Annotated in this window: 17 protein-coding genes and 8 pseudogenes; 10 read left to right on the top strand and 15 right to left on the bottom strand. The window is 69.0% G+C overall.

Annotation, left to right across the window (positions count from 1 at the left end):
* From AD428_RS09300 to AD428_RS24730, 4 genes and pseudogenes are all read right to left on the bottom strand, one after another.
* A partial coding sequence (locus AD428_RS09300; protein WP_200908015.1) for an enoyl-CoA hydratase-related protein occupies positions 1 to 726 on the bottom strand: 726 nt, incomplete at its 3' end.
* 5 nt (positions 727 to 731) lie between these two features.
* A complete protein-coding gene (locus tag AD428_RS09295; RefSeq protein ID WP_082308199.1) occupies positions 732 to 1,481 on the bottom strand; it encodes a biotin carboxylase N-terminal domain-containing protein in 750 nt (249 codons plus the stop codon).
* Between the two features lie 16 nt (positions 1,482 to 1,497).
* Positions 1,498 to 3,042 (bottom strand): acyl-CoA carboxylase subunit beta, encoded by a 1,545-nt coding sequence (locus tag AD428_RS09290; protein ID WP_053244967.1) that lies wholly within the window; start codon positions 3,040 to 3,042, stop codon positions 1,498 to 1,500.
* Positions 3,043 to 3,117: 75 nt separating this feature from the next.
* A pseudogene (locus AD428_RS24730) lies at positions 3,118 to 3,635 on the bottom strand (transglycosylase domain-containing protein).
* 220 nt (positions 3,636 to 3,855) lie between these two features.
* On the opposite strand from AD428_RS24730, the gene AD428_RS24725 reads away from it, so the two are divergent.
* Complete coding sequence (locus AD428_RS24725; RefSeq protein ID WP_369798728.1) at positions 3,856 to 3,990, top strand: helix-turn-helix domain-containing protein; 135 nt, start codon at positions 3,856 to 3,858, stop codon at positions 3,988 to 3,990.
* Between the two features lie 32 nt (positions 3,991 to 4,022).
* Here the strand turns inward: AD428_RS24725 and trpC are convergent, their stop codons facing one another.
* The 4 genes and pseudogenes from trpC to AD428_RS09265 all read right to left on the bottom strand — a co-directional run bounded on the left by trpC (position 4,023) and on the right by AD428_RS09265 (position 7,803).
* Positions 4,023 to 4,802, bottom strand: a complete 780-nt coding sequence (gene trpC / locus AD428_RS09280) for an indole-3-glycerol phosphate synthase TrpC (protein ID WP_053244965.1) — start codon at positions 4,800 to 4,802, stop codon at positions 4,023 to 4,025.
* A pseudogene (trpD, locus tag AD428_RS09275) lies at positions 4,799 to 5,751 on the bottom strand (anthranilate phosphoribosyltransferase). The gene trpC and the pseudogene trpD overlap by 4 nt, the downstream one beginning before the upstream one ends.
* A 91-nt stretch (positions 5,752 to 5,842) precedes the next feature.
* Positions 5,843 to 6,409 (bottom strand): anthranilate synthase component II, encoded by a 567-nt coding sequence (locus tag AD428_RS09270; RefSeq protein WP_053244964.1) that lies wholly within the window; start codon positions 6,407 to 6,409, stop codon positions 5,843 to 5,845.
* 437 nt (positions 6,410 to 6,846) lie between these two features.
* Positions 6,847 to 7,803, bottom strand: a complete 957-nt coding sequence (locus AD428_RS09265; protein WP_235489589.1) for a LysR family transcriptional regulator — start codon at positions 7,801 to 7,803, stop codon at positions 6,847 to 6,849.
* 319 nt (positions 7,804 to 8,122) lie between these two features.
* Between AD428_RS09265 and AD428_RS09260 the strand changes: the two are divergent.
* The 5 genes and pseudogenes from AD428_RS09260 to AD428_RS27685 all read left to right on the top strand — a co-directional run bounded on the left by AD428_RS09260 (position 8,123) and on the right by AD428_RS27685 (position 12,967).
* A pseudogene (locus tag AD428_RS09260) lies at positions 8,123 to 9,411 on the top strand (MFS transporter).
* Between the two features lie 35 nt (positions 9,412 to 9,446).
* Complete coding sequence (rhmD, locus tag AD428_RS09255; protein WP_053244963.1) at positions 9,447 to 10,631, top strand: L-rhamnonate dehydratase; 1,185 nt, start codon at positions 9,447 to 9,449, stop codon at positions 10,629 to 10,631.
* A gap of 56 nt (positions 10,632 to 10,687) precedes the next feature.
* Positions 10,688 to 11,482: an HpcH/HpaI aldolase family protein gene (locus tag AD428_RS09250; RefSeq protein ID WP_053244962.1), complete on the top strand. Its 795-nt coding sequence runs from the start codon at positions 10,688 to 10,690 to the stop codon at positions 11,480 to 11,482.
* A gap of 48 nt (positions 11,483 to 11,530) precedes the next feature.
* A pseudogene (locus tag AD428_RS27695) lies at positions 11,531 to 12,093 on the top strand (aldehyde dehydrogenase family protein); the annotation flags it as partial.
* Positions 12,094 to 12,142: 49 nt separating this feature from the next.
* The gene (locus AD428_RS27685; RefSeq protein WP_235489582.1) at positions 12,143 to 12,967 is read left to right on the top strand and encodes an aldehyde dehydrogenase family protein; all 825 of its coding nucleotides are present in this window, start codon (positions 12,143 to 12,145) and stop codon (positions 12,965 to 12,967) included.
* 110 nt (positions 12,968 to 13,077) lie between these two features.
* Here AD428_RS27685 and trpE read toward each other — a convergent pair.
* From trpE to rpe, 3 genes and pseudogenes are all read right to left on the bottom strand, one after another.
* Positions 13,078 to 14,598 (bottom strand): annotated as a pseudogene (trpE, locus tag AD428_RS24720) (anthranilate synthase component I).
* Positions 14,599 to 14,871: 273 nt separating this feature from the next.
* Positions 14,872 to 15,584: pseudogene (locus tag AD428_RS09235) on the bottom strand (phosphoglycolate phosphatase).
* Positions 15,585 to 15,586: 2 nt separating this feature from the next.
* Positions 15,587 to 16,315, bottom strand: a complete 729-nt coding sequence (gene rpe, locus AD428_RS09230) for a ribulose-phosphate 3-epimerase (RefSeq protein ID WP_053244960.1) — start codon at positions 16,313 to 16,315, stop codon at positions 15,587 to 15,589.
* Positions 16,316 to 16,453: 138 nt separating this feature from the next.
* Here rpe and apaG point away from each other — a divergent pair, with 138 nt between their 5' ends.
* Positions 16,454 to 16,828 carry a Co2+/Mg2+ efflux protein ApaG gene (apaG, locus tag AD428_RS09225; protein ID WP_053244959.1) on the top strand — a complete coding sequence of 125 codons (375 nt, stop codon included), beginning with the start codon at positions 16,454 to 16,456 and terminating at the stop codon, positions 16,826 to 16,828.
* A gap of 36 nt (positions 16,829 to 16,864) precedes the next feature.
* Positions 16,865 to 17,174: pseudogene (locus AD428_RS24715) on the top strand (murein transglycosylase A); the annotation flags it as partial.
* A 1-nt stretch (position 17,175) separates the two neighbouring features.
* Here AD428_RS24715 and AD428_RS26035 read toward each other — a convergent pair.
* A pseudogene (locus AD428_RS26035) lies at positions 17,176 to 17,268 on the bottom strand (NAD(P)/FAD-dependent oxidoreductase); the annotation flags it as partial.
* 118 nt (positions 17,269 to 17,386) lie between these two features.
* On the opposite strand from AD428_RS26035, the gene folB reads away from it, so the two are divergent.
* On the top strand, positions 17,387 to 17,746 hold the full coding sequence (gene folB / locus AD428_RS09215) for a dihydroneopterin aldolase (RefSeq protein WP_053244957.1): 360 nt from the start codon (positions 17,387 to 17,389) through the stop codon (positions 17,744 to 17,746).
* 30 nt (positions 17,747 to 17,776) lie between these two features.
* Entirely contained in the window at positions 17,777 to 18,766 is a 990-nt protein-coding gene (ttcA, locus tag AD428_RS09210) for a tRNA 2-thiocytidine(32) synthetase TtcA (RefSeq protein WP_053244956.1), read from the top strand.
* A gap of 5 nt (positions 18,767 to 18,771) precedes the next feature.
* Here ttcA and AD428_RS09205 read toward each other — a convergent pair whose 3' ends face one another.
* The 3 genes from AD428_RS09205 to AD428_RS09195 form a co-directional block, all read right to left on the bottom strand.
* On the bottom strand, positions 18,772 to 19,728 hold the full coding sequence (locus AD428_RS09205) for a D-2-hydroxyacid dehydrogenase family protein (protein ID WP_053244955.1): 957 nt from the start codon (positions 19,726 to 19,728) through the stop codon (positions 18,772 to 18,774).
* A 61-nt stretch (positions 19,729 to 19,789) separates the two neighbouring features.
* Positions 19,790 to 20,590 (bottom strand): DsbC family protein, encoded by an 801-nt coding sequence (locus AD428_RS09200; protein ID WP_053244954.1) that lies wholly within the window; start codon positions 20,588 to 20,590, stop codon positions 19,790 to 19,792.
* Positions 20,591 to 20,696: 106 nt separating this feature from the next.
* Positions 20,697 to 21,744: UbiH/UbiF family hydroxylase (locus AD428_RS09195; RefSeq protein WP_053244953.1), on the bottom strand; the 1,048-nt coding region annotated here is incomplete at its 5' end.

Raw genomic sequence — 21,744 nt, 5'->3', positions numbered from 1 at the left:
GGCCTGGCGCACGCACGCCACGCAGGCTTCCGGCGCGACGCATCCCCGGAATCGGCGCCGTCCTTGCGCCAGCGCCCGGTCATAGGCTTGCGGATCGGCGGGCGCAGACGCGCGGCGCGCGCCCAGCACGCGGCCGCCCAATGGCACGTCGGCCCGCTCGAACGCGTATGCGGCGGCCCGGCCGGCCAGGCCGTCATCGAAGACTGCGTCCAGCAACCCGTCCGCGAGCGCCCGTGCAGCGGAGCTGGGTTCGCCTTCGACAATCATCTCCAGCGCGCGGACAACGCCGACGGCTCGCGGCAGCCGCTGCGTTCCTCCCGCTCCGGGCAGTATGCCGAGCTTGACCTCGGGCAGGCCCAGCTTCGCCCCGGCCAGCGCCACACGATAATGGCACCCCAGCGCCAGCTCCAGGCCACCGCCCAGCGCCGCGCCATGCACCGCCGCCACCACCGGCTTGTCCGCGCGTTCTATCCGACCGATCAGCTCGCGCAGGCTGGGTTCGCGCAACGAGGCCGGCGTGTTGAACTCCCGGATCTCGGCGCCGCAGCAGAAAAATTCGCCCGCGCCCGCCAGCACGATGGCACGGATGCCCTCTTCCGACAGGGCCTCGTCCAGCGCCCTGCCCAGGGCCTCTCGCAGGTCGGCGCTCATGGCGTTGACCGGCGGGTTGTCCATCCACAGCACCGCTACCCGGCCTTGATGCCGCAATTCGGTTCGAATCGGCATGGCCGTCACTCCAGTTCGGCCATGGCCTGGCCTTCGTCCACCTCCACGCCTTCGGCGACCAGCACGCGCTTGACCACCCCTGCGCGCTCGGCCTCGACCGGGATCTCCATCTTCATGGATTCGACTTTCGCCACGCAGTCGCCTTCGGCGACGAGTTGTTCCAGGTACAGGTCGGCCTTGCCGAAACTGCGTGTGGCGATGGCATGGGCGCGCTCCCATTGCGATGCCACCTCGGCGGGCCCGAACACGGGCAGCATGCCGATGCCGCCGCCGCCGCAGGCCGGCTTGATGAGCAACGGATATCCCAGCTCGTCGGCCGCGCGCCGCGCCGCGGCAGAGTCGTCGCCCAGCACCGGGCTGCTGGCGGCCATCGGCATGCCCAGTGCTTTCATGGCGGCGCGCGCTTCGGTCTTGTGCCCGAGCATGCGAATCCAGCGCGGACTGGGCCCGATGAAAAGCAGGCCGGCTGCTTCCGCCGCCTGCGCGAAATCCGCGTTTTCGGAAAGAAATCCGTAGCCCGGATGCACCGCGTCGGCGCCCGTCTCGCGTGCGGCGCGCAGCAATGCCCCGGCATCCAGATAGCTTTGCGCGGCGGGAGCGGGGCCGATGAGGACAGCGGCGTCGGCCTCTTCCAGGTAGGGCATGCCACGGTCCGCTTCCGAATAGACGGCGACCGATTCCAGCCCCAGGCTGCGCAGCGCGCGGATGACGCGCCGCGCCACCGCACCCCGGTTGGCAACCAGCACTCGTTTCATGATGGTTCCCTCCCGTTCAGGGCCGATAGCCGAATGCGGCCGGGCCCGCGCCGCGCAGCGGGGCCGTCAGGGCGACGAACTCCTCCAGCGCGGCGCGCGTCTCGGCCGGGTCGATGATGTCCTCCACCACGAAGGCCTCCGCGCTGCGGAATGGCGACGCCAGGCTGCGCACGCGGTCCTCGATCTGCCTGGTCTTCTCGGCCGGGTCGTCAGCCGCTTCGATTTCCGCCTTGTAGGCCACCTCCAGGCCGCCCTCCACCGGCAGCGAGCCCCACTGCGCAGACGGCCAGGCGTAGCGGAAGTTGTGGCGGCCGGCGTTCTGGTGCCCGCCTCCCGCGACGCCGAACGCCTTGCGCACGATGATGGAGCACCACGGCATGGTGGACTGGGCCACTGCGGTCAGCGCACGCACGCCGTAGCGCATCGCGCCGCTCTTCTCGGCCTGCAAACCGATCTGGAAACCCGGCACGTCCACGAAGTTCACGACCGGCAGGTGAAAGGTCTGCGCCAGGTCCAGCAACCGCGTGAACTTCTCGGCGGCCGGTCCGTCCCAGCCGCCGCCGTACTGATACGGATCGCTGGCGAACACCGCCACCGGCCAGCCGTCGATGCGGGCCAGTCCGGTGATGACCGCCCGCCCCCACCGCCGGCCGATCTCCATGAACGACCCCTCATCGACCACCCGCTCGACGATGGGCCTCATCTTGTAGACGGATCTGGGGTCGCGCGGCACGGCTTCGCGCATCCAGTCCTGGTCCGGCGCCGCGCGACCCGGTTCGCCCCTGGGCGGCGCTTCGGCCACGGAGCGCGGCAGATAGGAAAGAAAGCGGCGCGCCAGGGCGAAGGCCGCTTCTTCCGACTCCGCCTCGTCGTCCACCACGCCATTGCGCGTATGCACTTCGCTGCCGCCCAGCTCGTTCTTTTCCAGCTTCTGGCCGATGCGCGCCACGACCGGCGGCCCGGCGATGAAGAGCTGCGACGTATCGCGCACCATGACCGAGTAATGGCTGGCGGCCACGCGCGCCGCGCCCAATCCCGCCACGGAACCCAGCGCCAGGGACACCACTGGCACGGCCGCCAGGTTCTGCGCCATCAGCGGCCACATGCGCAGCTTGGGCAGCAGCGTATGGCCCTTGATCTCGATATTGCGCACCGAGCCGCCGCCTCCGGTGCCGTCCACCAGCCGCAGCAAGGGCAGGCGCAGATCCTGCGCCATGCGTTCCGACTCCACCAGGTTGTCGCCGACGGCGCCGTCGTTGGCGCCGCCACGCACGGTGAAGTCGTCCGCCGCCAGCACCACCGGGCGGCCCTCGACCCGGCCCCTGCCGATCAGGAGGTTGGACGGCGTCAGGTCGACCAGCCTGCCTTCGGCGTCGTATTGTGCGCTGCCCGCCAGCGCGCCCACTTCGCGGAACGAGCCGGGGTCGAGCATCTTCTCTATGCGCTCGCGCACCGGAAGCCGGCCCGCGTCGCGGTGGCGCTTCACTTTCTCCTCTCCGCCCATGCGCGCGGCGAGCTTCTTGCGCAGCGCCAGTTCATCCAGTTCTTTCTGCCAGGACACGGATAATTCTCCTTGTAGGGCCGGCCCGCAGCGGGCCCGCCGGATCTCAGTCGATCTTGATGTCGGCGCGCTTGATCAGCGCCTCGTTCTGCTTGAGCTCGTCCGTGATCTTGACCGCGAACGCCGGCGCGGGCCTCGGGATGGGCGGTCGGGCCGCAGCCGGGACGGCGCCTGCGGCAGCGCCGTCAGCAAGGCGGCCTCGGCCGCGCTCAGGTCGGCGGGCCGACTTGCCCACGCCACATCCGCGCCCCCATTTCCCACCCCTTCCACGATGCCGCCCATGGGCGCGTGCGTCAGGTAGAGCGACAGGATCTCGTCCTTGCTGTAGTGCATTTCCAACTGCACGGCGCGCCAGGCCTGCCGCAGCTTGGCGCCCAGCGTGCGCGACGGGCGGCCGGCGAGCTGCGGGTCGATGAGCCGCGCCACCTGCATGGTCAGCGTGGACCCGCCGGACACGATGCGGCGATTGGCCAGCCACTGCCAGCCGCGCGCGCCAGGGAAACGGGGTTGACCCCCGGATGCCAATAGAACCAGCGGTCTTCGTAAGTCAGCAGGGTGTCGAGGTAGCGCGGCGAAACCCGCTCGGGCGTCACGGGGTAGCGCCACACGCCGTCGCGGCTGGGATAGGTGCGCAGCGGCGCGCGCCGGCGGCCACCACCACGGCGGCGCCGTCGGAATTAATGGGCGGCAGCGGACACAGGCGGTCCAGCGCAACCATCGCGACGGCCAGCGCGGCGGCCGCGCCGCGGCGCACAGGCCCGCGCGCCGCCAGCGGCGCGAGCGCCGCCGCCCGCCGCGCCGAACCTGAAAGAAATGGAAGCCAGCGCCATCCGCCAGGCGCTGCAGGCGCACGGCGGCAACGTCAGCGCCGCCGCGCGCGCCCTGGGCGTGCACCGCAGCACCTTGTACCGCCGTGCTGCCGCCCTGGGCCTGGCCCGGGAGCGCTGAGGCGGGCCGCGGGCGCGCCGGCCGCTACGCGATCAGCGGGCGAGTTCCGCGCCTGGATCTTCCGCGCGCATGAATGCCTCGCCCACCAGGAAGGCGTGCACGCCGTGTTCGCGCATGAGCCGCACGTCTTCGGGCTTGAGAATGCCGCTTTCGGTGACCACGCGCTTGCCGGCCGGCACGGCCGGCAGCAGGTCCAGGGTATTTTTCAGGCTGGTTTCGAACGTGCGCAGGTTGCGGTTGTTGATGCCCAGGAGCGGCGTCTTGAGCGTGAGCGCCACGTCCAGTTCGCGGGCGTCGTGCACTTCGACCAGCACATCCATGCCCAGCTCCATGGCCAGGCTTTCCATCTCGCGCAGCTGGCCGGGGCTGAGCGCGGCCACGATGAGCAGCACGCAATCGGCGCCCATGGCGCGGGCGGAAATGATCTGGTAGGGGTCGATCACGAAATCCTTGCGCAGCACGGGCAGCGGGCAGGCCGCGCGCGCCTGGCGCAGGTGGTCGTGCGAGCCTTGGAAAAACTGCACGTCGGTGAGCACCGAGAGGCAGGCCGCGCCGTTGGCGGCATACGACGCGGCGATCTCGGCCGGGTTGAAGCTTTCGCGCAGCACGCCCTTGGACGGCGAGGCTTTCTTGATTTCGGCGATCACGCCGGGCTTGCCCTGGGAGATCTTGTCTTCGATGGCCTGGGCGAAGCCGCGCACGTCCTGGCGCGCCTGCGCCTCGCGCAGGACTTCGGCCTCGCTGCGCATCTGGCGGGCGGCAGCGACTTCCTCGGCCTTGATGGCGAGGATCTTCGCGAGAATATCGTTCATTTCTGGAATTTCCGGGTATAAGCGCAGAATTCCTCCAGCTTGGCGCGCGCCGCGCCGGTGGAAATCATTTCAAATGCTAGCGCCAAGGCCCCGGGAATGGAATCGGCCTTGTTGCCAGCGTAGATGGCGAGACCCGCATTGAGGGCGACGATGTCGCGGGCGGCTCCCTCGACATTGTCCAGCGCCTCGATGACAAGTTCGCGCGATTGTTCGCGATTGGACACCTTGATGCTGCGGTTGGACATCATGGATAGCCCGTAGTCTTCGGGATGGATCTCGTATTCCCTGACTTCTCCATCCTTCAGCTCGCCCACCATGGTGGCCGCGCCCAGCGATGCCTCGTCCATGCCGTCCTTGCCGTGCACCACCAGCACGTGGCGCGAGCCCAGGCGCTCCAGCACGCGCACCTGGATGCCGACCAGGTCGGGGTGGAACACGCCCATGAGCTGGTTGGCCGCGCGGCCGGATTGGTGAGCGGGCCCAGGATGTTGAAGATGGTGCGCACCGCCAGTTCTTTGCGGATGGCGGCCACGTTTTTCATGGCGCCGTGGTGGGCGGGCGCGAACATGAATCCGATGCCCGTGGCCGAGATGCACTCGGCTACCTCGTCGGGCGTGAGCGCCAGGTTGGCGCCCAACGCCTCCAGCACGTCCGCGCTGCCGCTGGAGGACGAGGCGCTGCGATTGCCGTGCTTGGCGATGGGCACGCCCGCGGCCGCGGCCACGAACATCGCGGTGGTGGAAATATTGAAGGTGTGGCTGCCGTCGCCGCCCGTGCCGCACATGTCGAGCAGATCCTGCGGATTGGGCGTGATCACCGGCGTGGCGAATTCGCGCATGACCTGGGCGGCCGCGGTGATCTCGCCGATGGTTTCTTTCTTGACGCGCAGGCCCATGAGCAGCGCGCTGGCGATCTGCGGCGTCATTTCGCCGCGCATCAGCATGCGCATCAGGTGCAGCATTTCATCGTGGAAGATTTCGCGGTGTTCGATGCAGCGCGTCAAGGCTTCGGTGGGGGAAATGGTCACGATGCGTCCTTATTCAGGCCAGGTTCAGGAAATTGCGCAGCAGGGCATGGCCGTGTTCGCTGAGCACCGACTCGGGATGAAACTGTACCCCGTAAATGGGCAGGGTCTTGTGGCGCACGCCCATGATGTCGCCGTCCGGGGCGGTGGCCGTCACTTCCAGGCATGCGGGCAGCGTGTCCGGGTCGATGGTCAGCGAGTTGTAGCGGATCGCGGTGTAGGGGCTGGGCAGGCCGGTGAAGAGGTCGGAGCCCCGGTGCGTGATGGCCACCGTTTTGCCGTGCATGATTTGCTGCGCCCGCACAATCCTGCCGCCATAGGCCGCGCCGATGGCCTGGTGGCCCAGGCATACGCCGAGGATGGGCTTCCTGCCCGCATAGGCCCGGATCACCGGCACCGAGATGCCCGCCTCGGCCGGCGAGCAGGGGCCGGGCGAAACGCAGATGCGGTCGGGATTCAGCGCCTCGATTTCGTCGAGCGTGATCTGGTCATTGCGCGCCACGCGCACGTCCTCGCCGAGCTCGCCGAAGTACTGCACCAGGTTGTAGGTGAAGGAGTCGTAGTTGTCGATCATCAGCAGCATGTCGTTGCAACCTCAATGGGAATGGGGGGATGGCGAGGCGCTCAGGCCCCGGCGAAGGGGAACGCGGGCAATGGGGAATGCGCCGGCCTCGGCAGTGCCGATGCGCTGGGCCTGAAGAGGGAATCTGCGGAAAGCACGGGCAATCTCCTGTTTGTCGGAGCCGCCATGCCGGAGGGGGGAATAGACTGATTTCGAAACCTGCCACCGGCGACGGCGGCAAGGTGCAGTTTCGAACCGCAACAACGTGCCGCTTCCTAGCGGAAGCGCCACCACTGTGCTGCGAGGATCGAAACGGTGCGAATCATGGGATAGACGAGCGGATTTCAAAAGGGCCGGGCGGACTGCGCCGCGACTGGCTTGCCGGGAATTCTACCTTGCGCCGCGCGGCTTTGTCGAATGGAAAAACAGGTGCGGATCGGGCCGGCCGCGTATTCCCTTCAGCCCGGGGCCGCGCTGCGCGCCAGCTTCTGCAGCAGGTCGACGAAGCGGGCCTGTTCGCGCGTCATGGTTTCGTTCTTGCGCAGGATGATGCCGAACGGCGCCAGCTCGGCGGGTATGGCCACGGGCAGCGCCACCACCAATTTCATTTCCAGATAGTCGCGCAGGGCGCTCTCGGAGAGCACCATGACCGCGTCGGTGAGCTGGATGAGCTGCTGCATCGAATACACCGAGCTGCATTCGGTCACGTCCTGCGGGGGCGGCAATTGCTGGGCCTGCCGGGTCTGCTCGAACGCCAGCCGGGCGGGGCTGCTCATGGGCTGCAGGATCCAGGGCCAGTCGCGCACCAGCTCTTCCAGCGCCAGCTTGCGCCGCCGGGCCAGCGTATGGTCGCGCCGCACCACCACCAGCAGGCGCTCGTTGCCCAGCGGCTGGAAGCTGTAGTGGGCGTCGTCGGTGGCGTCGCTGCGCCGGGCGATGGCGATGTCGATGCGTCGCTGCTCGAGCAGGGAAATGACCTGGTCGCTGGTGTCTCCCATGATGCGGATGCGCAGTTGCGGATAGCGCGCCTTGGTCTGCGCGATGGCGTCCATGACCAGGCCGGGCGCGGCGCCCACGATGGTGCCGATGGACAGGTAGCCGTAGCCTCCCTGCTGCCGGGCGGCCAGCTCTTCGGCGCATCGGTCCAGGCTGGTCAGCGAGGCCTGGGCGAACCGCAGCAGCTCGCGGCCCAGCGTCGTGGGGCGCGTGCCCTTGGGCAGCCGCTCGAAGAGCTCGCAGCCGAACATCGCCTCGATGTCGCGCAGCATGCGCGTGGCCGCGGGCTGCGAGATGCCCAGCGCCTGCGAGGCGCGGTGCAGGTTTTCGCTGGAGCCCAGCGTCACCAGCATCAGCAGATGGCGGTAACGCAGGCGGTTGAACAGGCTGCGCAAGGGCATGGGGGCGTCGGAAGCCACGCTCGTTCCTTCGATACCTGCAAGGTATCGGTATGTGCAAAAAAACGATTGGAAGGGCATCAACATACACCACTACGATGTGGGCACATAACAGCGCGCGAACCGCCTTCGCCGCCAGGAGACAGCATGTCCAGCATCGGATCATTACCCGCCGGCCCCGCGCCGCGCGCGCCGCAACCGCGCCGCGCCTAGTTCCCCGCAGCAAAGCACCGCTTTCCCGCATTGCCCGCAGCGCGATGCGCGCGGTTTCGCACGCGCCGTCGGCGCGCGCCGATGGCGCGTGGCCGGACGCCGCCCCAAAAAAGAAAGGAGACAGACCATGCCGACCAACGTATCTTCCGCCACGCTTGCCAAGGTGTCGTGGCGCCTGCTGCCTTTTTTGCTGCTGATGTACGTCCTGGCCTTCCTGGACCGGGCCAACGTGGGCTTCGCCAAGGCGCCTTCCAGGCCGACACGGGAATCGGCGATGCGGCTTTCGCCTTCGGCGCCGGCGTGTTCTTCGTGGGGTACGCGCTGCTCGAAGTGCCCAGCAACCTGATCATGCACCGCGTGGGCGCGCGGATGTGGATGTGCCGCATCATGGTGTCTTGGGGGCTGATCTCGGCGGCGATGATGTACGCCCACGACGAAACCACGTTCTATGTGCTGCGCTTCCTGCTGGGCGTGGCCGAGGCCGGCTTCTTTCCCGGCGTGATCCTCTACCTGACCTACTGGTTCCCCGCCGCCACACGGGCCAGGGCCATGGGGTTCTTCTACTTCGGCGCGCCGCTCGCCTTCATCTTCGGCAGCCCGCTGTCGGGCCTGCTGCTGGAGTTCGACGGCGCGTGGGGGCTGCACGGCTGGCAATGGATGTTCATGGTGGAGGGCCTGATGGCCAGCGCCGTGGGCGTGTGGGCGTACTTCTATCTCGACAACCGGCCTGCCGACGCGAAATGGCTCTCGGCGCAGCAGCGCGGCGAGCTGCAGTCCGTGCTCGACCAGGAAGAGCGGCAGAAGCAGGCGCATGGCAGCCTGCTGGCGCTGATGCTCCAGCCCCGTGTGCTGTACCTCGGCGCGATCTACCTGCTGATCCAGGCCAGCGTGTACGGCGTGGTCTTCTACCTGCCCACCCAGGTGGCCGGACTCATGGGCCGCCAGGTGGGCTTCATGGTGGGCCTGGTGGCCGCCATTCCGTGGCTGTGCGCCGTGCTGGCGGCATGGAAGATTCCCGCCCTGGCCGACCGCACCGGACAGCATGCGCGGGTCGCGGCGCTGACCCTGGCCGCATGCGCCGTCGGCATCGCCTGCTCGGTTGCCCTGTCGTCGCCGTTCTTCGCGATGGCGGCGCTGTGCGTGGCCGCCGCCGGCTTCATTTCGGTCCAGCCGGTGTTCTGGACCTTTCCCTCGCGTTTTCTCTCGGGCAGCGCGGCGGCCGGGGGCATCGCCCTGATCAATTCGCTGGGCGCGGTGGGCGGCTTCATCGCGCCGGTGCTGAAAACCTGGGCGGAAAAGACGTTCGCCTCCGCCTCGGCGGGCCTGTACCTGCTCGCGGCCCTGACGGTGGTCGCGGCGGCGCTGGTCGCCGGCATCCGGCTGCGCCTGAACGCCAAGCAGGCGGTTCTGGCCTGAGGCCCCGCCCTCTCGATTCCCATTCAGGAGATTTCATGAACATTCCTCGCATCAAGCACGTCCGAGCCTACACCCTGCGCGGCGGCGGCGCCGATTATCACGACCAGGGCGACGGCCACTGGATCGACGACCACATCGCCACGCCGATGAGCAAATACCCGCAATATCGGCAGAGCCGCAGGGCGTTCGGCATAAACGTGCTGGGCACGCTGGTGGTCGAGGTCGAGGCCGACGACGGCACCGTGGGCTTTGCCGTGACCACCGGCGGCGAGCCCGCGGCCTACATCGTCGAGAAACACCTGGCCCGCTTCGTCGAAGGCGCGCGCGTCACCGACATCGAACTGATCTGGGACCAGATGTTCAACGCCACGATGTACTACGGGCGCAAGGGCATCGCCATCAACACCCTCTCCGGCGTGGACCTGGCGCTGTGGGATCTGCTGGGCAAGGTGCGCGGCGAGCCCGTGCACCAGTTGCTGGGCGGCGCGGTGCGGGACGAGCTGCAGTTCTACGCAACGGGCGCGCGGCCCGACCTGGCCAGGAAGCTGGGCTTCATCGGCGGCAAGATGCCCCTGCAGCACGGGCCGGCCGAGGGCGAAGCGGGCCTGCGCCGCAACCTGGAAAAACTGGCCGAAATGCGCGAGCGCGTCGGCGACGATTTCTGGCTGATGTTCGACTGCTGGATGTCGCTCGATCTCAACTACGCGACCCGGCTCGCCCACGGCGCGCGCGAGTTCGGCCTGAAGTGGATCGAAGAGGCCCTGCCGCCCGACGACTATTGGGGCTACGCCGCGCTGCGCCGCAATGCGCCGCCGGGCATGCTGGTCACCACCGGCGAGCACGAGGCCACCCGCTGGGGGTTCCGCATGTTGCTGGAGATGGGTTGCTGCGACATCATCCAGCCCGACGTGGGCTGGTGCGGCGGCCTGACGGAGCTATTGAAAATCTCGGCCCTGGCCGACGCCCACAACGCGCTCGTGATTCCGCACGGCTCCTCGGTCTACAGCTACCACTTCGTCGCCACGCGGCAGAACAGCCCGTTCGCGGAATTCCTGATGATGGCGCCCCAGGCCGACGAGGTGGTGCCGATGTTCCACCCGCAGTTGCTGGGCGAGCCGGTTCCGCAGAACGGCCGCATGCGCGTCTCGGCGCTCGACCAGCCTGGTTTCGGCGTCGCGCTCAACCCCGACTGCCCGCTCCACCGCCCCTACACCCATTGACCGATATGCACGGTTCCGGCGCCCGCTTCGGCGGCCGGCGGACGCCGGAGACTCGCATGATGATGCCGAAAAACCGCTTCAAGGCCCGCCTGGGAGAGCTGCAATACGGCGCCTGGGCCGGCATGGCCCACCCCTATGCCGCGGAAATCGTGGCGTCCACGGGCTACGACTGGATGCTGATCGACGGCGAGCACGCACCCAACACGGTGCCCACCATCCTGGCGCAGCTGCAGGCGCTGGCCGCCTGCGACAGCGCGCCCGTCGTCCGGGCCGTCAGCGACGACAAGGCGCTGATCAAGCAACTGCTCGACATCGGCGCGCAGACGCTGATGATTCCCATGGTGGAAAGCGCGGCCCAGGCCGAGGAGATCGTTCGGGCCATGCGCTATCCGCCGCATGGCGTGCGCGGCGTCGGCGGCGGGCTGGCGCGGGCCACGCGCTGGGACGGCGTGCCCGACTACCTGCGGACCGCGCACGAATCGCTGTGCCTGATCGTGCAGATCGAATCGCGCGCGGGGGCCGGGCAGGCCGCCGGGATCGCGGCAACGCAAGGCGTGGACGCCGTTTTCATCGGCCCCGCCGATTTGTCCATCAACCTCGGCCATCCCGGCAATCCCGGCCATCCGGAAGTGCAGGCCTGCATCCGCGGCGTCATCGAGGCCGCCAACGCCGCGGGCAAGGCCTGCGGCATCCTGGCGCCCGACCCCGAAGACGCGCGCCGCTACCGCGACTGGGGCTGCCGCTTCATTGCCGTGGGCATAGACATCAGCCTGCTTTGCCGCGCCGCGCGCGACAACCTGGCCGTCCACCGCGGCGAACCCGCGGACGGCGCTTCGCCGCGCACCTACTGACGCCGGCCGCTTGCGCCCTTCGACTCACGCTTTCACCAGGAAACCGCGATGACCGCCTCCGTACCGCTGCACCCGAATTTCATCAACGGCCGCTTCGAGCCCGCCGCCCAGTATCTCGACGTCGTCAACCCCGCCAACGGAACGCTGCTGTCGCGCGTGCCGGATTCTTCCGCCGAACAGGCCGGGCAGGCGCTGGAGGCGGCGCGCGCGGCGCAGAAGGCGTGGGCAGCCCGCCCCGCCATCGAGCGCGCGGGCTACCTGCGCAAGATCGCCCAGCGCATCCGCGCCAATGCGCCGCAACTGGCCCGCACGATCGTGCAGGAGCAGGGCAAGACCGCGCCGCTGGCCGAGGTGGAGGTCAACTTCACCGCGGACTACCTGGACTACATGGCCGAATGGGCCCGCCGCATCGAGGGGGAAATCGTCGCCAGCGACAGGCCGGGCGAGCACATTTTCCTGTTCCGCAAACCCATGGGCGTGGTGGCCGGCATCCTGCCCTGGAACTTTCCGTTCTTCCTGATTGCGCGCAAGATGCGCCCGCGCTGGTAACGGGCAACACCATCGTCATCAAGCCCAGCGAAGAAACGCCGAACAACTGCCACGCCTTCGCCGAGCTGGCGGCGCAGGCCGACCTGCCGGCGGGCGTGTTCAACGTGGTGCATGGCGGCGGTCCGCGTGGGCGCGGCGCTCAGCGCGCATCCCGGCGTGGACATGATCAGCTTCACCGGCAGCGTCGAAACCGGCTCGCGCATCATGGCCGCTGCCGCCGGCAACCTCACCAAGCTCAACCTGGAACTGGGCGGCAAGGCGCCGGCCATCGTGCTGGCCGACGCCGACCTCGACCTGGCCGTCAACGCCATCCGCGCCTCGCGCGTCATCAACACCGGCCAGGTATGCAATTGCGCCGAGCGTGTGTACGTCGAGCGCCGCATCGCCGACGCGTTCATCGACCGCATCGCCTCCGCCATGGCGCAGACGCGCTTTGGCGACCCTGGCGCCAGCCGGGATCTCGACATGGGACCGCTCATCAACCGGCAGGCGCTGGACAAGGTGGCGGCCAAGGTGGAGGCCGCGGTGGCGCAGGGCGCCCGAATCGTCACCGGCGGCGCGCGAGCCGACCTCGGCCAGGGCTTCCACTACCTGCCCACCGTGCTGGCCGACTGCCGGGCCGACATGCCCATCATGCGCGAAGAGATTTTCGGGCCCGTGCTGCCCATCCAGGTAGTGGACGACCTGGACGAGGCCATCGCCCTGGCCAACGATTGCGAGTACGGCCTCACGTCGTCCGTGTACACGCGGGACCTGGCCCAGGCCATGCACGCCGTGCGCAACATCGACTTCGGCGAAACCTACATCAACCGCGAGAACTTCGAGGCCATGCAGGGGTTCCACGCCGGCGTGCGCAAATCCGGCATCGGCGGCGCGGACGGCAAGCATGGGCTGTACGAGTACATGCACACGCAGATGGTCTATCTGCAAGGCTGAACCTGCGCCGGCCCGGCCGCCCGGGCCGCATGGTCCCGCCAGGGATGCGCGGCGCCCGATGCGCGAACCGGCCGAGCGTGATGGAAAGGCCGCCGGCGGGCAGGCGCGCCTCAGATCGGCTCGTCCAGCCCGTGCTGCACCTGTTCGGCGGCGCGCAGCACGTGCGCGGGCCTTGGCCTCGGTTTCGGCCCATTCGGCTTCGGGGTTGGAGTCGGCCACGATGCCGGCGGCGGCTTGCACGTACAGGGTGCCGTCCTTGATGACGCCGGTGCGGATGGCGATGGCCACGTCCATTTCGCCGCCGTAGCTGAGGTAGCCGGCCGCGCCGCCGTAGATGCCGCGGCGCACGGGCTCGAGCTCGTCGATGATCTTCATGGCCTCGACCTTGGGCGCGCCGGTGAGCGTGCCGGCGGGGAAGGCCGCGCGCAGCACGTCCATGCTGCTCATGCCCGGGTTCAGGTCGCCGGTGACGTTGGACACCAGGTGCATGACGTGCGAGTAGCGCTCGATGACCATGGTGTCGCTGACTTTCACCGAGCCTACCCGCGCCACGCGGCCCACGTCGTTGCGGGCCAGGTCGATCAGCATGACGTGCTCGGCGATTTCCTTGGGATCGGCCCGCAGCTCCGCGGCCAGGGCGGCGTCTTCCTCGGGCGTGCCGCCGCGCTTGCGCGTGCCGGCCAGGGGACGGATGGTGATCTGGGATTTTTCCTCGCCGTTCTCCACCACGCGCTCCTGGCGCACCAGGATCTCCGGCGAGGCGCCCACCACCTGGAAGTCGCCGAAGTTCCAGAAGTACATGTAGGGGGAGGGGTTGAGGGACCGCAGGGCGCGGTAGAGGGAGAGGGGCGAGTCGCGGAAGGGCTTGGCGATGACCTGGCCGATCTGCACCTGCATGAGGTCGCCGGCGGCGATGTGTTCCTTGGCCCGGCGCACGGCGGCGAGGTAGTCCTCTTTCTTGAAGTCGCGCCGCTCCTCGGTCTGCATGCTGGCGTGGCTGTAGGGAATGTCCACGGGGCGGCGCAGGCGGGCGCGCAGGTCGTGCAGGCGCTGCTGGGCGCGGCTGTAGGCCTCGGCCTGGGCAGGGTCGGCGTACACCATGAGGTAGATGCGGCCGGCCAGGTTGTCGACGATGACCAGCTCGTCCACGTGCATCAGCATCAGGTCGGGCGTGCCGCCTTCCATGCCGGCGGGAAACGGCTTGACGGCCGGGCCGAGGCAGGGCTCGATGTGGCGCACGGTGTCGTAGCCGAAGTAGCCCGCCAGGCCGCCGCAGAAGCGCGGCATGCCCGGACGCAGCGCCACCCTGAAGCGGGACTGGTATTGCTCGATGAAGGCCAGCGGGTCGCCCTCGTGGGTTTCGGCGACCTTGCCGTCGACCAGCACCTCGGTGAGGGTGCGCTGGCGCGGATCACGGTGCGGGCGGGCAGGCCGATGAACGAGTAGCGGCCGAAGCGCTCGCCGCCCACCACGGATTCCATCAGGCAGGTCATGCGGCCCGCGTGGGGGCCGGCATGGGCGAGCTTGAGGTAGATGCCCAGGGGAGTGTCCAGGTCGGCGTAGGTTTCCGCCACCAGGGGAATGCGGTTGTAGCCTTGGGCGGCGAGGGCCTTGAATTCGATTTCGGTCATGTCGGATCTCGTGGCTTGCTGTGATTTGCGGGGGACCGGGCATGCAACGAAAAGCCCGGTCCAGGTTGCTGGTTCCGGGCTTGGCGCTGTTTCAGACAGCTTCGGCGCTAGGCGGCTATGCGTCCAGGGCCGGGAAGGGAATCATCGCCACCCGGAAGACAAACGCCACCAGCGCCACGAGGCGCCGAGCATCTGGTTCTGGAGGGAAGCGGACATGGATGGTTGCCGTGCGATGTTCGTATGAGGGGGTGCAATGTGTTCTTGCGGCGCCCGTCAGGAGCGCGCCTTGGCGGCGTTGCGGTTCTGGTTCCAGAGCGCAACCCATTGGGCGGCGTCGACAAGCGTGTCAACTATACCATCGGCATCCAGTTCCCGCACGTCGCGGCCTTCGTTGTAGCCGTAAGGCACCACCAGCACCTGGGTGCCGGCGCTGCGGCCGGCCTGGGCGTCGTTGATGGAGTCGCCGATGGTGACCGCCTCGGCGGGCCGCACGCCCAGCAGCTCGCAGGCATGCAGGATCTGGTCGGGGTCGGCTTGCGGCGCGGGCAGGTGTCGCCGCACACCACCGCCTCGAAGAAGCCCGCCAGCCCGGTGCGCTGCAGCAGCGGCAGCGTGAATTCGGTGGGCTTGTTGGTCACGACGGCCAGCTTGAGGTCCTGGCCGCGCAGATGCTTCAGGCCCTCCAGCACGCCGGGGTAGACCATGGCTTTTTCGCCGTTGACGAGATGGTAGTGACGGTAGAACGCGTCGCGCGCCCGCGCGAATTCGGGCGGCGCGGGATCGGCGCCTTCCAGGTTGCCGGCCAGGCTGCGGCGCACGAGATTGTCCACGCCCTTGCCCACGAAGGTGGCCACCACGTCCTCGCGCAGCGGGGCCATGCCCAGCTCCACGCGCATGGCGTTGGCGGCGAAGGCAAGGTCGGGAATGGAGTCGAGCAGGGTGCCGTCCAGGTCGAGGAGGGCGGCGCGGAAGACGGTCGTGTGCATGGTCAGGCCGAGAGGGTTTCGCCCAGGGCGATCTGTTCGCGCATGGACTTGATGATGCCGGCGTAGTCCGGCTTGCCGAAGATGGCGGAGCCGGCCACGAAGGTGTCGGCGCCGGCGCGGCGGATCTCGGCGATGTTGTCGATTTTCACGCCGCCGTCGACCTGCAGCAGGATTTCCTGGCCGCCGGCGCGGGTCCAGGCGTCGATGCGGGCGCGGGCCTCGCGCAGCTTGGTCAGGGCCGAGGGCAGGAAGCTCTGGCCGCCGAAGCCCGGGTTGACCGACATGATGAGCACCAGGTCGATCTTGTCCATGACATAGTCCAGGTAGGAAAGCGGCGTGGCCGGGTTGAACACCAGCCCGGCTTTACAGCCCTGTTCGCGGATCAGCGACAGCGTGCGGTCCACGTGGCGGCTGGCCTCGGGATGGAAGCTGATGTAGTCGGCGCCGGCCTGGGCGAACATGGGCACCAGCGGGTCCACCGGCTCGACCATCAGGTGGACGTCGATGGGCACCTCGACGTGCGGGCGGATGGCCGAGCACACCATGGGCCCGATCGTCAGGTTCGGGACGTAGTGGTTGTCCATGACGTCGAAGTGGATCCAGTCGGCGCCGGCGGCGACGACGTTGCGCACTTCCTCGCCGAGGCGGGCGAAGTCGGCCGACAGGATGCTGGGAGTGATGCGGGTGGAGGCCTGGGAACGGGACATGATGTTCGGGATCGGGGAGGGCATAATGTGCCATTATTGCAGTTTGAGCCGCAACGCCGGGCAAGGCTCCGGCCGGCATGTCCGGCAACGGCGCCGGCAACGGCGTCCCGCCTCCGGGGCGCCCCGGGGCCGGCGCCCGCTCCCGTCACCCAGGAAAGGACTGTGAAACCCTACGACCTCAGCGTCTCCGTCACGCCTCGCTACGTCCCCGACCAGTCCGATCCCGGCGAGCACCAGTTCGTCTTTGCCTATACCGTCCGCATCACCAACACCGGCGAGCATCCCGCGCAGGTCATCAGCCGGCACTGGATCATCACCGACGGCAACCAGCGCGTGCAGGAAGTCCGCGGCCTGGGCGTGGTGGGCCAGCAGCCGCTGCTGGCGCCGGGGGAAACGTTCGAATACACCAGCGGCTGTCCGCTGCCCACGCCGGTCGGCACCATGCGCGGCACCTATCATTGCGTCGGCGAGAACGGCATCCCGTTCGAAGTGCCGATTCCCGAATTCGTCCTGGCCATGCCGCGCACCCTGCACTGAATGGCCTGCCGCACCCCGTCCGTTCGTTCATCTTCAATGAAGCGCCTTCTCAGCCTGTCCATGCTGCCGCTCGTGCTGGCGGCGTGTTCCCCCCTGACGGAAATCCCGCCCGAGCCCGGCCAGCCCGGCCCCGGCGCGCCCGCCGCCGAAGGGCCGCTGGTGGTGCCGCCGCTGTCGGCCCTGCCCGACACGCGCCGCGCACCCTGGCGGGCCGGTACAAGCCCGTGAACTGGTCCCGAGCTGCCCCGGCTGGACCAGCGATGACCTGTCCCGTTTCTGGCCGCTCTTCCTGCGCGACTGCCGCGGCCTGATGCGTCCCACCTCGGGCAACCTGGCCGCGCCCGCCNCAGCGGCGACAGGCCCAGCCGGGCCAGCCAGATCGCGCAGGACGCCCCCGCCGGGCCGCCGCCTACAATGACCGCATCGTGCATTTCGTGCATTTCACCCCTTGCATCTCGCCCCGGCCGCCCCGGCGGCCGGACATGGCGGAATTGTAGCCAGCGGCGGCCGCGCGCCCGGCCGCCTTACAATCCTGCCTGTCCCACCCTGGTTTTCATCATGCCTACACGCCGCATCATTCTTTCCGGACTGGCGCTCGACGCCCGCATCGGCATCCTCGAACACGAGCTGCGCGCCACGCAGCCGCTGCACGTGGACGCCGAGTTCGACGTGGACATCGCGCGCCCCGTGGACGACCACGACATCCACAGCGTGCTGGACTACCGCCGGCTGCGCGAGGCCATCGTGCAGGAATGCACCCAGGCGCACGTGAACCTCATCGAGACACTGTCCGAACAGGTGGCGGCGCGCCTGCTGGCCGACTTCCCGGAAATCCGCGCGCTGCGCCTGCGCATCAGCAAGCCCATGGCCTTCTCGGACTGCGCCGCGGTAGGCGTGGAAATCCAGCTCGCGCGCTAGGACGCGCCGACTCTTCCGCATCGAGCCGCCATGAACGACATCGCTACTCCCGACACACTCGCCCCGGCCAGCCTCGGCCGGGACGGCGCCGCCCCCGGCGCCCGCGCCCAGGAAAAGGCCCGCCACGAGGGCAACAAGCTCACTAAGCGGCTGGCCCGCGAAACCACGCGCGCCATCGCCGACTACAACATGATCGAGGCGGGCGACCGCGTCATGGTGTGCCTGTCGGGGGGCAAGGATTCCTACTCGCTGCTGGACATCCTCATGCAGCTCCAGAAGCGCGCGCCCTTCCCCTTCGAGCTGGTCGCGGTGAACCTGGACCAGAAGCAGCCCGGTTTCCCGGCCGACGTGCTGCCGGACTACCTGCGCGGGCTGGGCGTGCCCTTCCACATCGAGACACAGGACACGTATTCCATCGTCACGCGGGTGCTCGAAGAGGGCAAGACCATGTGCTCGCTCTGTTCGCGGCTGCGGCGCGGCATTCTGTACCGCGTCGCCTCGGAGCTGGGCGCCACCAAGATCGCGCTGGGCCACCACCGCGACGACATCCTCGCCACGTTCTTCCTGAACCTGTTCTACGGCGGGCGCGCCAAGGGCATGCCGCCCAAGCTGGTGTCCGACGACGGCCGCCACACGGTGATCCGGCCCCTGGCCTATGTGCCCGAGGCCGACCTCGTCGCCTACGCCGAACTCAAGCAGTTCCCCATCATTCCGTGCAACCTGTGCGGTTCCCAGGAGAACCTCAAGCGCAAGGAAGTGGGCCGCATGATCCAGGAGTGGGACCGCAAGCACCCCGGGCGCTCCTGGAATGTGTTCAACGCGCTGTCGCGCGTGGTGCCCTCGCACCTCATGGACCGCGACCTGTTCGATTTCGTGAACCTCAGGCCGGACGGCAAGCCCGACGCCAACGGCGACACGGCCTTCGACGAGGTGGATCCGTCGGCCGACGCCTGCGGCCCGGCCGCCCCCGCCGAAGGCGGGGGCATTGCCGAGCAGAAGCTGGTGTTCCGGCGCGGCTAGGGCGATCAGGCGTTGAGCACGCGCACGGGCTTGCCGTCGCGCCAGGCGCGCACGGCTTCCAGCGCGTTGCGATAGAACGCCTGGAAGTTCTCGCGGCTGACATAGCCCAGGTGGGGGGTGAGGATGACGTTGTCGAGGTCGCGCACCGGGTCGGTGGGCGAAAGCGGTTCCTCGGGATAGACGTCCAGCCCCGCGCCCGCGATGCGGAACTTCACCAGCGCGTCCATCAGCGCGTCCTGGTCGACCAGCCCGGCGCGCGAGGTATTCACCAGGTAGGCCGTGGGCTTCATGGCCGCCAGGGCGGCGGCGTCCACCACGTGGCGCGTGCGTTCGCTCAGGATGAGGTGCAGGCTGACGACGTCGGAGGTGGAAAAAAGCTCGTGCTTGTCGACGCGGGCCACGCCCGCCTCGCGCGCGCGCTCGTCGGTCAGGTTGGGGCTCCAGGCCACCACGTCCATGCCGAAGGCCAGGCCCACCTTGGCCACCGCCGTGCCCAGCTTGCCCAGCCCCACCACGCCCAGGCGCTTGCCGGCCAGGGGCTCGGGCATGTCGGTCTGCCACATGCCCCGGCGCATGGCCGCGTCTTCGGCGGGCAGGTGCTTGAACAGGCCCAGGATGTGCGCCCAGGCGAGTTCCGCCGTGGCCGTGTTGGCGTCGGGGCTGCCCGGCGCGCCGCTGACGACGATGCCGCGCTCGGCGCAAGCCTGCATGTCGATGGCATTGTTGCGCATGCCCGTGGTGACGAGCAGGCGCAGATTGGGCAGCGCGCGCACGCGCGCGGCCGGGAACGGCGTGCGCTCGCGCATGGCGACGATCACGTCGAAGGGCGCCAGCAGGCTGTCCGCCTGGCCGGGCGGCAGCGCGTTGTTGAATATCTCCACCTCGGCATCGCTGCCCAGCGAGGTCCAGTCCGCATAGCGGCGGGCCACGTCGTGGTAGTCGTCCAGTATCGCGATCTTCAATGCTGTCTCCAGGAAAGCCGGCCCTTGCCCGCCAGCCGCCCTGGCCGGCTCCGCGCGCCGGTCAGTTCAAACGCGCCTTGATCTGGTCCAGCGGCAGCGCGCCGCTCACGCGCGATCCGTCGGCGAAAAACAGCGTGGGCGTGCCGCGCACCATGAGCCGCTGGCCCAGGGCCAGCAGCTTGTCCTCGGGCGCGTCGCACTGGGCCGTGGCGGGACGCTTGCCGCGCAGCATCCAGTCGTCCCAGGCCTGGCCAGGGTTGTCGGCACACCACACGTCGCGCACCTTCGTCTTGGAGTCGGGCGAAAGAATGGGGTAGAGGAACGTGTAGATGGTGACGTCGCTCACGTCTTCGAGCGTCTTGCGCAACTGCTTGCAGTAGCCGCAGTTCGGATCCTCGAAAATGGCCACTTTGCGCGCGCCGTTGCCCTTGACCTGCTTGATGGCCAGGTCCAGGGGCAGGTCGGCGAAGGACACCGCCGACAGCCGTTCCAGCGACTCGCGGGTCACGTCGCGGCGCGTCATGGCGTCGATGAGGGTGCCGTCCATGACCCAGGTGACTTTCTCGTCGGTGTAGATCAGGTCCATGCCCAGCTGCACTTCGAAAAGCCCGTAGGGCGTGCGGCGCACGGCCGTCACCGCCATGCCCGGAAAGCGCTGGCCGAGCCGCTCCTTGACGGCCTCGCTCGCCGGATCGGCCGGGGCGACCTGCGAAGTGGAGACGCTCTTGGCGTCGCGGGACGCGGGGGCCTGGGTGGTGGAATAGACCTTGTCCTCCCCGGCCGCCTGCGCGGCCGGGAACGGCGCGGCGGCGGCGGCCGCAATGAGGCTGGCCGCCAGCAGGGAAGAAATGCGCGGTTTCATGCAAGCTCCTGTACGTATTGCGGTGTTCCGCAGGCAAGCGTAACCGATCCGCGGAATCGCCGTCGCCGGCCGCCTCGCCCGCGGTCCGCCTCGCCCGCGGTCCGCCTCAGTTAGCCGAAGCGCCCGCGATGAGCCGGCGCTTGACGAACGGCGCCTGCTCGACCCAGTGCATGCCGGCGTTGCGCAGCCAGGCCAGCGGCGCAGCCCGGGAGCCGAACAGCTTGTGCAACCCGTCGGTGGCCAGCCGCATGGCGAGCACGGGCTCGGCGCGCGCGCGCTGGTATCGGTGCAGCACCCGCAGGTCGCCCGCCTTGCGGTAGGGTTCGCGCCCGGCCACGATGCGCGCCAGCGCCTCCACGTCGCCCAGGCCCAGGTTCAACCCCTGCCCGGCCAGCGGATGCAGGCGGTGGGCGGCGTCGCCCGCCAGGGCGATGCCGGGCGCCGCCATCTGCGCGCGCTCGAGTGTGAGCGGAAACCCATGCAACGGGCTGCGCACCCGCAGCCCGCCCAGGCGTCCGTGCGTGGCCTGCTCCAGCAGGGTTTCGAGGCGGGCGCGCTGGGCATCGGCCGGCAGGGCCAGCAATTCGGCGGCCAGGGCGCTGCGCATGGACCACACCATGGAAACCTGCGGACCGCCGGCCGTGTCGGGCATGGGCAGCAGCGCCAGCACGCCGTCGTCGCGGAACCACTGGATGGCCGCGCCCTGGTGCGGCCGCCCGGCGTCGAGGTGAGCCACCAGGCCCGTGTCTTCATACGACACCGCCTCGTGCTTCAGCCCCGCGGCCTCGCGCAGCGGCGAGGCCGCGCCGTCCGCGCCGACGAAAAGCTCGGCCTCGATGCGGCCCGAATTCGCGGTTTCGACGGCGCCTTCGGCATAGCCCGCGCAGCGGTCTTCGAGCCACGGGATGCCGAACATGCGCACGGCCTGGATCAGCACCCGCTCGATCTCGCCGGATTCGACGATCCAGGCCAGTTGGGGCAGCGCCGCCTGCCAGGCGTTCAGGCGCACCAGGCCGTCGCCGTCGCCATGGATTTCCATGGATTGCACGGACGCGATCCGGGCGGCGGGCAGGGCGTCCCAGACGCCCAGCCCGGCCAGGAAGCGCTGGCTGGCCGGCGAGATCGCATAGACGCGCGGATGGTACTGGTTGGGG

Source organism: Achromobacter sp. DMS1 (assembly GCF_001270295.1).
The sequence above is the reverse complement of the archived record's forward strand: the minus strand, read 5'-3'. Positions and strand labels throughout refer to the sequence as shown.